Origin of the sequence: Haloplanus aerogenes (assembly GCF_003856835.1) — an archaeon.
Taxonomy (GTDB): domain Archaea; phylum Halobacteriota; class Halobacteria; order Halobacteriales; family Haloferacaceae; genus Haloplanus; species Haloplanus aerogenes.
Genome location: NZ_CP034146.1, coordinates 1 through 12267, shown reverse-complemented (window position 1 = coordinate 12267; position 12267 = coordinate 1). Strand labels below are relative to the sequence as shown.

The 12267-nt window shown below is 53.5% G+C and carries 14 protein-coding genes; 6 read left to right on the top strand and 8 right to left on the bottom strand.

Translation table 11 applies throughout. The features are described from left to right. Positions 1-28: 28 nt before the first annotated feature. The 3 genes from DU502_RS17830 to DU502_RS17820 form a co-directional block, all read right to left on the bottom strand. Positions 29-721 carry a hypothetical protein gene (locus DU502_RS17830; RefSeq protein ID WP_124897122.1) on the bottom strand — a complete coding sequence of 231 codons (693 nt, stop codon included), beginning with the start codon at positions 719-721 and terminating at the stop codon, positions 29-31. Between the two features lie 95 nt (positions 722-816). Then, positions 817-1107, bottom strand: coding sequence for a hypothetical protein (locus DU502_RS17825; RefSeq protein WP_121922130.1), 291 nt, complete (start codon positions 1105-1107; stop codon positions 817-819). Between the two features lie 64 nt (positions 1108-1171). Further along, positions 1172-2053 carry a ComEC/Rec2 family competence protein gene (locus tag DU502_RS17820; RefSeq protein ID WP_121922129.1) on the bottom strand — a complete coding sequence of 294 codons (882 nt, stop codon included), beginning with the start codon at positions 2051-2053 and terminating at the stop codon, positions 1172-1174. 101 nt (positions 2054-2154) lie between these two features. Between DU502_RS17820 and DU502_RS17815 the strand changes: the two genes are divergently transcribed. The 4 genes from DU502_RS17815 (at position 2155) to DU502_RS17800 (ending at position 5742) form a co-directional block, all read left to right on the top strand. Next, positions 2155-3201, top strand: a complete 1047-nt coding sequence (locus tag DU502_RS17815; protein WP_121922128.1) for a ComEC/Rec2 family competence protein — start codon at positions 2155-2157, stop codon at positions 3199-3201. A gap of 143 nt (positions 3202-3344) precedes the next feature. Continuing rightward, complete coding sequence (locus DU502_RS17810) at positions 3345-4145, top strand: hypothetical protein (protein WP_121922127.1); 801 nt, start codon at positions 3345-3347, stop codon at positions 4143-4145. A 407-nt stretch (positions 4146-4552) separates the two neighbouring features. Next, positions 4553-5179 carry a hypothetical protein gene (locus DU502_RS17805; protein ID WP_124897121.1) on the top strand — a complete coding sequence of 209 codons (627 nt, stop codon included), beginning with the start codon at positions 4553-4555 and terminating at the stop codon, positions 5177-5179. Positions 5180-5457: 278 nt separating this feature from the next. Next, entirely contained in the window at positions 5458-5742 is a 285-nt protein-coding gene (locus tag DU502_RS17800) for a hypothetical protein (RefSeq protein WP_124897120.1), read from the top strand. 388 nt (positions 5743-6130) lie between these two features. On the opposite strand, the gene DU502_RS17795 is transcribed toward DU502_RS17800, so the two are convergent. Continuing rightward, positions 6131-7357: an orc1/cdc6 family replication initiation protein gene (locus DU502_RS17795; RefSeq protein WP_121922124.1), complete on the bottom strand. Its 1227-nt coding sequence runs from the start codon at positions 7355-7357 to the stop codon at positions 6131-6133. Positions 7358-8014: 657 nt separating this feature from the next. Here DU502_RS17795 and DU502_RS17790 point away from each other — a divergent pair. Further along, the gene (locus DU502_RS17790) at positions 8015-8353 is read left to right on the top strand and encodes a DUF6788 family protein (protein ID WP_121922123.1); all 339 of its coding nucleotides are present in this window, start codon (positions 8015-8017) and stop codon (positions 8351-8353) included. Positions 8354-8371: 18 nt separating this feature from the next. On the opposite strand, the gene DU502_RS17785 is transcribed toward DU502_RS17790, so the two are convergent. Beyond that, the gene (locus DU502_RS17785; protein ID WP_121922122.1) at positions 8372-8950 is read right to left on the bottom strand and encodes a hypothetical protein; all 579 of its coding nucleotides are present in this window, start codon (positions 8948-8950) and stop codon (positions 8372-8374) included. Positions 8951-9213: 263 nt separating this feature from the next. Between DU502_RS17785 and DU502_RS18805 the strand changes: the two genes are divergently transcribed. Next, positions 9214-10317, top strand: coding sequence for a helix-turn-helix domain-containing protein (locus DU502_RS18805; RefSeq protein ID WP_199722789.1), 1104 nt, complete (start codon positions 9214-9216; stop codon positions 10315-10317). 113 nt (positions 10318-10430) lie between these two features. On the opposite strand, the gene DU502_RS17775 is transcribed toward DU502_RS18805, so the two are convergent. The 3 genes from DU502_RS17775 to DU502_RS17765 all read right to left on the bottom strand — a co-directional run bounded on the left by DU502_RS17775 (position 10431) and on the right by DU502_RS17765 (position 12267). After that, positions 10431-11492, bottom strand: coding sequence for a hypothetical protein (locus DU502_RS17775; RefSeq protein ID WP_121922121.1), 1062 nt, complete (start codon positions 11490-11492; stop codon positions 10431-10433). A 174-nt stretch (positions 11493-11666) separates the two neighbouring features. Beyond that, positions 11667-12053 (bottom strand): PIN domain-containing protein, encoded by a 387-nt coding sequence (locus DU502_RS17770; protein ID WP_121922120.1) that lies wholly within the window; start codon positions 12051-12053, stop codon positions 11667-11669. After that, positions 12043-12267, bottom strand: a complete 225-nt coding sequence (locus DU502_RS17765) for a ribbon-helix-helix domain-containing protein (protein WP_121922119.1) — start codon at positions 12265-12267, stop codon at positions 12043-12045. Before DU502_RS17765 ends, DU502_RS17770 begins: the two co-directional genes overlap by 11 nt.

Genomic DNA, 12267 nt, shown 5'->3' with positions numbered 1-12267 from the left:
AAAGTGCCGTCTAGTCAGAGATCAAGCATCAGCTCCCGGGGCCAGAATTTCCGGATACAGTCGATTGCTGAGCATTATAAAAATCGACGAACAGGTATTTTACGAAGGTCTTGTCGAACTTATTTTTGCGGTTCCAAAAGACAGCAACGCCGACAAGTGCAGCGATAGTAACTCCACCAGTTACGGTAATTGAGGGGAGAAGTGAGTGTCCCAGAGCGCTAAGACCACCTAAAACAGCGAGCACTACGAGCAGAGACCAGGACGCGGCCCACATACTCCGATGGAACGAATAGACTGACTGAAACCGGAGAGCACGCGTATAGGGTGTTGTCTCAAGATAACTCAGTACCATCTTCAGGAGCTTCCCGTAATGTTCGAAATCCGATGGAAGTGTAAACTGCTGTTCACACAGCGTCAAAAACGATTCTTCAACGTATGTGACTGTGATCGGCGCCGTCGCTGGTGTCTCATTTTGAATTGCGGTAAGTGTATCACCGAAGGTCGTGGGTGAATCAGCCCAGCTACCCAGCGCCTGAAGCAGATGGCCGGTCACGTATGCGAGCGTGAGAAATCCCCCGACAACTACCCCACTGGGAAGGCCCTGTATCAGCTCGTCAACCGGGAGTAAAAGAATGAGAGCGCCAATCCAGAGCGCGCCAGGAACGAGATTCGTGATGACATCATAGAATCCCAGCGCTCGGAAGCTTCGCGCAAGAGCCATAGCCTGTTACTACGGACAACCCGATAGCCCATATATCATCTCATATGCACCACTGAAGGAGTATTGTTGAGAGATCCACCCGACCGAAAATCCAGCTATGCCGACGCGAGAATCTGTTGTTCGACAGCAGTCAGATCTGCCCCGGATCCAAAGATCTCTCCCAGGATCTCACCAGCGAGCCACGCTGCGCCGACGAGGACGAGCGCGCTCCCAATAGCCTCTCCCAACGAGGGTTGCTGAGACTGCTGCTCCGACGTTGTCGCTGTGGAGTCCTGAATATCGTCGAATAATCCATTCGAGGTCGTCCTCGTGGTGGGGACAGTAGTCCGTAACTCGGGGCCGTCGCCGATCCCACCATTCTGGGCGGGGTCGAAGGTGGATACCATTAGCTGACATTTGCGGCTAACGCATTATAAACACTTGGCCGAGATTCACGAGTATCGAAGTCGGTCAATCGATTCGTACACGGTACTCTTCGTCGTCGATTCCGAGATAGATAACGCCATCCTGCCGCGTCGTAACAACATTCCGATTTGTTTTCGTTCCTGATCGTCGGGAGACGGTCGCGCCAGTCGCTTGCGCACTGTATTTCTGGCTTGCATTCGTCGACCCGGCTTTCGCATCCGATATCGCGACTAACTCCGGCGTCATATGCTGGAATAATTTCGGTGTATAACTGCTTTCACGGCCGTGGTGAGGGGCGACGAGGACATTCGTATTGCGAAGGTCATCACAGACGGAGGACTGCTCCAGAAGGGTTTCAAGCGCCTCCTGTTCGAGATCGCCCGCAGTGACGAACTTGAACGATCCATATTCAAGCACCGTCAAGATGCTGAGATTGTTCAGGTTCACCGTCTCTCCTCTGCTTAAATCGTCGATAGGTGTCGTTCCGGCCTCTGCTAACGAAAGAATGTGGTGGGTGAATGTCAGACCTCCATTCCAGGAGGGGTCACTCGGGGAGAAGGTTGCTCGTCGATCGTACGTATCAGTGAGTGTTAGATAAGCTTCTGTCACTGACTGGTAGTGTGAGCGGTCGGGGTAGAGATCGTTTTTCCGCCGTCTGATATACTCGTCTGCTTCGTCACGACGGGCAATCACTTCAGGTGAGAAATATGATGAAAACTCGGGGAGATCTTCGATGTGATCTTCATCTGGATGCGTGAGCACTAGATAATCAACCGAGTCGATTCCGTGCTGTGTATGGATGTGGCGACTGGGCGAAAAGCCGTTCGCGTGCTGGCCCAGATCAATGACTGCGTTCCGTTCTGGCCCCTTAACGAAAATCGCATCCCCCCGCTCGACATCCCAAATGTAGATCTCGACAGCAGCCATACTGGTATTAGATTAGCCGCCCGTTTAGGAAGTTCGGGCAGAACTGAAGAGGAACTGCCACCACGAAAGAAACATACGGGGCTGGTGTGTGTTCACATCTAGTGCTCTATAATCACCTCCAGGTTCATTTTTTGAACGTTGACCATGGTGATTGCACCATCGTTCGGCACCCTGGTGATCAACATCGGGACGAGGGGCGAATATCGGTTATCGATATCAACGATTGGCCGGAGCAGAAGGAACACGTCGAGGAAGACGACATCAGCAGTCTGGAGTACTATCGTCAATTTCCGGTGAAAGACGACCAGCAAAGCCGCTTATCTGGGATTCGGCAAAAAAGTCAGATCAGCCCTGAAGAGTACGCTCAAGAGTACCTCAATGATCCAATCGAGTACTATAACGAGAATTTTGACGAGGTGACACACAAGATCTGGCGCTTCATCGCGACTCATCCAGATATGGATCACCTATCGGGGTTGAACCGACTCGATGAAGAAATCGGATTTAGCGTGTTTTGGGACACCGATCACAATCGCGAGCGTGATGGAGATGACTGGTACGAAGTCTACGAGTGGGCAGATTGGGAACTTTACGAGGACATTCGAGAGGGAGACACGAACCACGACAATATCCAGCCGACTCAAGGGCAACAAAAGAAATACTGGAAGCACGACAATATAGAGATCCTCCATCCGTCCCCGGAGTTCGTTCAGGAACTTAATGAGCAGAATGCTGAGCTAGAAGATCCGGAATATAACGACTACAGCTACGTCCTCAAAATCCAGCATGGGACACGCTCAATCCTGCTCCCGGGAGACGCTGAAGAGGACGTATGGGACGAAATCTTAGCGGAGTGGGGGCCTGAAGTTCTCGAAGACGTCCATGTGCTGAAAGCCGCTCATCACGGTCGCAAGGATGGCTTTCACAGAGAGGCAGTAGAGGTAATGGATCCTGCGTACGTGATCGTGAGTGTCGGGAAGAAAGACGATCAAGACGCCTACGACAACTACCGCTCCGCATGTAGTGAGGAGACAGAGATTCTGTCGACCCGCCAATACGGTCGCATCAAGGCGATTTGTACCCGTCCAAACTCGATTATCGTCGACAAGGCAGAACCGGACGGGATTTTCGATCTCCCCGACGATTGAACGTAGTCCAGCAAACTTCAGAAAACACGACTTGAACTATCTTTCTTACCAAACATTCAAGAGGTGTATCGGAACTCGTTTGGTAAGACAATCAAATCGTATCCTCCAGAAGTACTTTCAGCTACAGACAGATTCGATAGAATATGACAGATACACCGACAGAAAACACTCTCACTGTCAACGCCACCCACCATATGCTCGGGGATCTCGAAGAAGAGTTCACCGGGCCCGCAGCCTTCTCACCAACCCGAGAGATGGAGAACATCTTGGGGTACGACACGAATCTGCCGTTGCTCAAATCCGTCGTTTTTCAATACAAACGGCCGTACACCGTCGATTCGGATTCAGACCGCCGGTTTTCTGTAAACCGTGATCAGTGGCGGACACTGACCTCTCTGTACGAGTACAACCAAGCCTTCTTTGTGTTGCCTGAAGTCGTCGACGCGACGAACTTGGAGCATACGCTTTCCCGGTCGGTCTTCATCGACATGTTCGGGCTTCGGAGAAACACATCACTGGTGTACGTCCCGGAGAATGCGTGTACTGCAGGACGGCCAACCGGTATCAGAGCTAAGATCAACAACGGTGGGCGGTACAGTGTCCCGGATGCGCTGGTGTATGACTGGGAGACGCTCAAAGAATCGGTCAACGCCTGTGAGTATGGGCTGCGCTTCACATCGCAAGGGGAGCACACGGACGCGTACAGCACGTTCAAGCGACGAGTGAACCGGCTCGTAAACGGGGATATAGAGTGGCTGTCGGATCGGGTTACATCCGTCGTTGAGCGACAACACACTGGCGAGGTGCGAATTCCTACCGAGCAACCCGATATCGATCAGCAGTCGCTCAATAGTTATCTCTACAGGCTCGACGAAGAGGGGACTGACCTGTCGACGCACGGAATCGGCCGTTCACGACACACAATGCTTGAACGGCCAGAATGAGCTGATACCAACACCTCGGAGAGAAAATCAAGAGGCAGTAATAAGCCGATAGTCGTGAGAGTAGCGTGGCTAAATTAGGGGACTCCGACACGGTTACGGTGGTTTCAAGCACGGTGACTGTCTACGGTTGGCAATAACGAGATAATGTCGAGTGTGATGGAAGAGTGCGATCAGTTCAGGTAATCGATCAGTCCTCGGGGAATACAACACGGGCTGAGCACGTTATTGGGATAGATGAGTCCGGTCGAGTAGTTGGACCAGAACCATTTGCCCTTGCTGTAGTTCGGTGTCCTCGTGAGAATAGTGAACGACTCGCGGAGCTGCTTCTACAGCATAATCTGGCTCCGTGGCAAGCGAAATCCCAGACACTTGTTGAAAATGCGACACCGGCTGAACGAAATCAGCGAGTGCAAGGCTTAATCGAGTCGCTGATCGAGGAATCGATTCCGTGGAGCGTCGCTGTTGGGCGGTCACAAGAGTCGATCCATCATAAGGCAGCGGCAGTCTGTGTTCTCGCAAAAAAGACGATCACATCCGTGGACGAATTCAGCGGTGATTCAATTCTTATCCCGGATGGCGCACCGAGTATGTATGGCGATAGTCAGGCTCATCTCCGAACGCAAGCATCACAGATCTTCGACGGATCGTTTCAATCGACGTTTGGTGGCGTATACGTGACTGGGCTTCCGAAAGCCGATCTCACGTATCCTGAGGTCACAGCGGCTGATTATATCGCCGGCTACGTCCGAAACGTGATCGACGAAGGGACTGAGCAGGTTCATACGCTGCCTGAGGAGGTTGTTCGATTCGATACAAACTGGCGTGAGCCATCGGTGTCTCCCGTCCCATTCTATCGAATCCGCGGCGTCGGGGGTGACTACGGGGCACTTGAACGGACTCGCGTCGCAGCATGGATCAAAGGGCGACATCCGGATAATGACGGGTTTGACGTGAGCTCTCAGTGGGAGAATACAGTACAGATGCTCGAGTCACAACAGCTGCAGAGGTATCTCTTGGAGACGATTGCGCCGTAGGATCGGACGTCATCAGGACGTGGGCCACTACCCCACGTCCCTAACCGGATCAGTCCCGAGGGTTCAACCCAGCGGGCCTGGTCCGCGTCCTCATTCTTCCTTAACAAGCGAACGCCGATAAGCCTTTACCTGCGAATCCCGGCATAGCTTATGCTAGCAATCCGGGGATTGCCAACATAGGCAAGCCGCGAAATCCTGGCGACCACCGGTCCAGGATATCGTGGTGAACACGAGGCTACCAACATATGCCCATGCGACCCGAAATCACGGACCGAGACATGGAGTTGCGAATTAAGGGACACCTCTACGAGATTCAAGAGATCAACGACGAGGTGATCGGGGGACAACAGGGATTACCCATGGCGAAAATGGGGTATCAGACGACGCTTATGAACGTCGCCGAGTGTGCTGACGCCGACGTCGTCGACGAAGTGGCCACCTACATCAAGGAATATATCGACGAGTATGAAGAGCGGCCGCCAAATCGAAAAGTTCGGCGCACCGCCCGAACGAAAGTGACACAAGCCGAGTACCCGGCCAATCAGTACCTGAATTCCGCGTAAGCCGCTGGCTACAGCACTAGGTGAGGAGTAGAGTACGACTCCGGATCAGCGAAAGCGAGAATTTTCGTAGAACGCATCAACTGCTATGGAGGGGCCAGACATCCCTGACACGAGGTCGTTGCTCTCTCGAAAAACTCGGTGGGAATGCGGTTGATCTGGCCTTACCAAACAACATAGTGAACTTCCTCCTAATGTTAGGTAAGAATCCAATCAGCCCATTTCTCGATGGGGATGGCACTATTACCTAGTCCCGCCTCAGACACACCACTGTTACAAGTGAACCACACCACAGTTGCGAGTGAACAGGGTCAAACCGACCACACCATTGTTACAAGTGAACACGAATAATCGACACACATCGGCGACTTCACTTGCAAGAGTGGTGTGTCTAGGCGACGTTGTTCATCGATGCAATTTCTCGAATCGTCTCGATCTCGCTGTCTAACCGCAGAACATCAGACATCGCCTCGATCGCACTCGTGAACGGGACGTCCAGTTCGTAGCTGTAGTAATTTCCTCGAGACCCGCTCCGATTCTCGTAGGCCGACAGAATCCCGAGCATCCGAAGATCCGACAGATGATTATGGACGGATCGCTGAGCGAGTGAGTCAGTTCCGGAGGAATCGCACAGGGTGATGTATTCCTCGTAAATCTCCCGCGTTCGACACGGAGTCTCCTCTTTAGCGGCTTTCGAGATGACGGCTAATAGTGCGAGACGGCCGTGCGTCGTCAGCTCACGCATTCCTTCTTCGACACGTTCCTGTTCAAGACGGGATCGTGCTGCCTCGACGTGGTCACGCTCGATGAGGTCTGCTTCACGGTTTTCCGCGATCTCACCGGCCAATCGAAGGAGGTCGAGCGCCTGACGGGCACTGCCACTATCGCGAGCAGCAAGAGCCGCGCAGAAGTTCAACACACCCTGCTCGACGGCATCCTCTGCGATCGCGATTTCAGCGCGGGATTCCAGAATATTCTCCAGCTCAGGTGCATCATACGGCGGAAACTGGAGTTCTCGTTCACAGAGCGTGTCTTGGACGCGAGGGTCCAGTTGTTCGCGAAATTTGAAATCGTTGCTGATCCCGATGACACCAACCTTGGCCGAGTCGAGGTTGTTGTTCGCCCGAGCTCGCGGAAGTTCGTACAATAATTCGTCTCGGTCACCAATCGAGTCGACCTCGTCCAGGACGATCAGAATCGTCCCGCCGATCGCCTCAAGTTCCTCGTACAGTTTCTTGAAAACAGTCTGCTGGGGATAGCCAGTTGAACTGATTTCACCGCCAGCAGGACGAAGCTTGTTCACGAGTTCGACGGCGACTTGATAGGAGGAGTTCAGCGTCTTGCAATTCAACGAGATGACTGATAGGTTGACGTCGTCATAGTCAGCGACATCATCCTGGAGTCTGTCGAGAAGGTAGTCGGTAACAGCGGTTTTCCCGACACCGGTATTCCCGTAGAGGAAGATGTTGTTCGGTTCCCACCCGTCAACAACGGGCTGGAGAGCGTCCATGTACTCCTCGATCTCCTCATCCCGCTCCTCGATTTGGTCGGGTTGGTAGGATTCTCCAAGAGCGTCTTTGTTGCGGAAGATATTCTGCTTCCGCTCGAATCGACGCATATGACCGCTTTCTCACGTCCTCCATATAAAACCACCCCTACATCTGTTTCAAGTGAAGACCACAGACACACACCACTGTTACAAGTGAAAGACTAGACTAGTAGTAGTGACTAGAGCAACAGTCCACGACTTCAACTAAAGCGTTGACACATCCGTTGGTTGATGTTATCTGAGTTATCGTCCTAGAGATCCTCTTCGTGTTGGTATCGGCGTCTGAATCTATTTCGACTGCTTCTCTCTGCTCCTTCCCTCTCCCCCAAGTTTTTGGCTTCACTTGCAAGAGTGGTGTGTCTCTGTCCTTCTCCCATATCTTCTGATGGCTCAATCGTACCTCGTCCGGTTTCTCCGTTCTGAGATCCTCCTCCGCTCATCGTGGTTAGGTTCGATCGGTCACACACCACCGTTTCAGCAATTTTCTCTGATACTCTCTGTTCCCTGGGAGCGTAGAGCTCTGGAATTACTGGAACGCATCACTATCTCGACTAATAGGTTCGGAAACGGTGGAAGATTGGATGTCGAGCGTTCCAGAGCTACTGAATGTTCGACAATAACCGATACACCGCCTCTCGTTGATGATTACTCCGGAAATGCTGAAGGGCAAATCTCAAATCTTACCAAACATTTATTCTCTATTAGCCCGTATTGTTTGGTAAGACAATGGCCCCTCGACCGCCGGCTCCCGATTCGCTCCCTCAGTATCTCGCCGAGGGCGTCCCGAAGCAAGACGACGCAGACTTACGCGCCCTCCAGGACTGGATCGACGAACTCCTCGAATACCGCCAGGACGTCGCTGTCGAAGATATCGACGCCGGCGAGGGTGAGTCAATCGAAGCCGTCGAGGAATCGAGCGGGGGGACCGTGGTGATCAAGAAGGTCAGCTGTGGCAAGGACAACTGCAAATGCCAATCCGGGGCACTGCATGGCCCCTACAAGTACATCGTCCGTCGACAGGGAGACAGTCTCGACTGGGAGTACAAAGGGCCGGTCTCTGAGTAGCTACACCGCGAGACTTTCTCACAGAAGGTCCTCGACGAGGTCCTCGATCTGCTGTTCGTATTCTGGCACTGTTTCCCACTCGTAGAGCTGGTCGTAGTACTCGAAGATCTCGAAGACGCCGAAGGTCTGCATCCAGCTGTACTGCTCTTTCTCGCGCTCGGGTGGGTAAGTTCGCTTCAGGATATGTGTTTTGTCGATATACGACCGCGATTCGATCAGGAGTCCGTGTTCGATGAGCGCGCCGCCTTGGTCGTGTTCACAGACGCCGAGGATGTGGTGTGAATCGTCGGCGATGAGCTTGAATTTGAGAATCGGGTGGAGAACGAGATCAGTATCGGGGAGGAACTCGTCCATTCGGTAGGCGACGGCGTCGTCGCCCGTATCTCGGTTGATGTGATCCTTGAGCTGGTTCACGCGGTCAACGTCGTCCTCGGAGAAGCTCCCCAAAATGAAAAATCGGTTATCGGCCTCTGCAGCGAGATCCGCCCAGTCGGCTCGGAAGTGATTGAGGCCCTCGTACTCCTCCGGCGTCAACGACCGGTAGTGATGCCGTTGAGCTCGGGCCTCGAGGTCGCTCTCTGAGGAGCCGTCCGGCATTACCATCTGGTTCGCGCGCCCGAATTAAAACCCTTTCGACCACAACGGTTTAGACCAATGTGGTTATCGCCGAAGCATTTATAGCGCCGGCGACTATACGCTAGCGTGAACACAAGCAACACAACCAGCACCGATCGATACCGGTCGGCTACCCTGCCCCAGACCGGTATTTCGTTGCTCCCATCCTCTGTCAGGGAGGGGAGTACGACCTCACAGCGATAGCTACAGCAGGTGCCCAATCGACTGTAGCTGTCCCCAAAACTATGGCCCACAACACGACGCATCGGGATCAGCCCGACACGACCGATGCAAGCGACAGTACGGTTGAGAACCAGCGACAGCGCCTGAACGTCGTTACGCAAGAGACGCGGTTTGTCCTGATTCAGAATATTCTCTCTCATCCGCAGCAGCTCCCCACGCTCAAAGAGCTCGACTACGTGAACCCGAGCAAGAGCAAGAGTACCATCCGCGAACATCTCGAGGTGCTGATCGAGCACGGGATCGTGGCGGAGCGAACGCTTCCGAAGGATCAGCGCAAGCGCGATCTGCCCTGGCGCTTCTACGGCCTCACTGATGTCGGTCGCGACCTATTGGAGGAGATGGGGCTGCTTGGGGCTGAGGGCACGTTGCAGGATATGTACGAGAGGCTGGAAACGACGGATGAAATCGACAAATACGCGCAGGCTCCACGCCCAGGGGATGAGAGTGAGGACGAGGAACTGACCGGCAGCAATGCGCTTGCTGCCTACATCCGGGACCAGAAGGGAGATCTCCCCAGCGTTGATGATCAGATCTCTATTGTGACTGCTTTGTACGAAGAGGAAATCGGACCGGAGTCAGAGGGCTTGACTCGAAACGAGATCGCGGAACGGCTAACATTCGAGCACTCCTTTAGTACCGCCATCAACCATCTTGTTGATCTGGGTGTCCTTGAGGAGTTCCAGCCTCCGGGTCCATCGACGTACGCGATTAGTGAACGGCGAGATCAGATCATCAGTGGGGAAGTAGAGGAGACGGTTCAAGAGGAGATCGAACGTCTCATTGATGATATGGTGGATCGGCTTGATAGCCCGATGCGACCTGGTGACGGGGAGTATGCTGGTGATACTGTAATCCGTGCAGATGGTGGTCGTCGGACTCTTCGATTCATTCTTGCAGAAGAGTTCGATATCCGGCCAGACAAGGTTGAATCCTATCTTCGCGAGGGGAACCAGCTGTCGAAACTGAACAGGGCGGTTGACGCGATTGAGGAGAGCGAAGTGGACAAAGGTGATGACTACGGTCGGGTTATCTTCCGTCATACTCCCTACCGTTATCGGCTCTCCGAGTTTGCGATGTCTCTTGCAGAAGAAGGCCTGAGTTCGTGAAGTATAGCCACTTTCTTCCTACTATATGATATCCTATAGTCAGTCTCTCACCGAAGTTCCAACCACGTCAACAGGGCCTGTTCTTCCAAGATAGCTATTTGTTCTTCTCCTATCTACCTGTACTTGGATTTGTCAACAAGCCTGGCGCGTTTCATATCGTCCCGAGCAATCTCGCCAGCATCATCGCCCGTCACCTGTATTGGAGCCGTCGTACCGGGGCTCACATCTAACATCGACCGCCAGATCTCTGCCGTGATGTCGTGATACTCCATCAGTTGGACGACCTGCGTCAGCTGACGATCGTTGATATCGGGCGGGAGGATAATGCGTTCGATCAGGTCTTCTGGATCGACTTTTAGATTGAAACCCGGATCCGCCTCGAGTTCCATATCGATATCCCCGGTTTCACTCACCTCCAGATCCAGATCGTTGAGCTCCTGTCTCGCTAAGAGGCGCAACTCTTTCTCATCCCCGAAGGCGATACGCTTGTGGAATACTCGGTCGACGCCATTTGCTGCGAACCGCTCGTCACTCCCCTTGTATTCTCTGTAGTTGACTTTCCCGATCAGGACCTTACGATGGGCCCGTTCCATTGCTGAGGAAAGCGTATCCAGGGTTGTCTCGACGGCGACTCCATTTCCATCGTCGATGTAGGCATCCCAGAAGACGGCTGATTCCTCCCCACCGTACCGCCAACAGGACACGAAGGATTGCTTTCGGAGGATTTCGTCTTCTGCCGCGTACATCTGCCGTGAATCATATGGAGGTGACTCGCCTTCGAATTTTGAGTATTCCCACTGATCAAACCGCTGTCGGACCGTTTTATCGGAGACTCGTCCTTCGTAGTCATCGTCGAAATTGTCGAGTCGGCTGAACCAAATCCCGTCCTGTAGCAACGAAACGAACTTCGAGAGATCGAGGTATTTACGAACCAGAATAGGCTCCTCATCGGATCTCTCGGGTAGCTCCGGCGGATCGTCTAAATCCGGGACTGTCGCTGTGTTCTCTATGGTTTGCTTGAGTCGGGAGGCGACGAAATCGCGACGGATTTTCGAACGGATCGCATCAGAGAGGAATTCTCGAACTTCCTCTTCATCGTGGTCCTCTTGGAGAATCTCCCGTAGTGCACTATCGTGTTCACCTGTCGCTTCAACGACTGCATCGAGGTAATCCATATCCCCAATCCTCCTGACCGGCACAAAATAACTGGGCTCCGAATCTCGTCTGCGACTATCTCGTTTCTCTGACCGGCTATAGCAATTCCTATAGGAGATTATAACACCACAAACTACCGTTCGCACATTTCGCGCTGGCTACGAGTGAGACTGGTTTCGTCCCGGTCTAGTCCCTTATTCGAGATCGCGCGGGTCGATATGCTCGATTTCTGGGATCTCGGGGAACAGCGTATCCGTCGAGACGATTGGCTCGTCGAGGGTAGCCGCACTGCCAAGATGCACTCCATCGAAGACGTTCAGTGCGTCGTACTGGGCTCGGAGGTCGGCAGCGGCGTCCAGGGCGTCACTCGTCAGCGGAACCAGCTCGATATTTTGACTAGCGATCTCTTGGTGTGCTCGGACGACGCGGTCACGCTCCCACTCGCCTTCCATCACGTACTGGAGTTCGATGCCCGTCGCGACCGACGTCTTCGGTTCCTCGATCGAGTCGATATCGACGTCACTCGCCAGCCAGTCATCGGCCTTCAGCTCCGCGAGAATGACGTCGAGGTCAAGATACACGCTTTCGATCCAGCCGCTCTTCGACGTCTTTCCGCGCTTTGGTGTCCGCTTGTTCGTGGAGGCGCTCGAGGTACTCTTCGCGAACGACGAGCCGAGCGCCGTATCGGAGCGCTTCCGACCGTGACCCGAAGACGCCGTCCTCGACGAGCCTGTCGAGACGGTCAACGAGTTCCGGCGGGAGGGAGACCGGAACAGACTGTCGGTCACTGCTCAT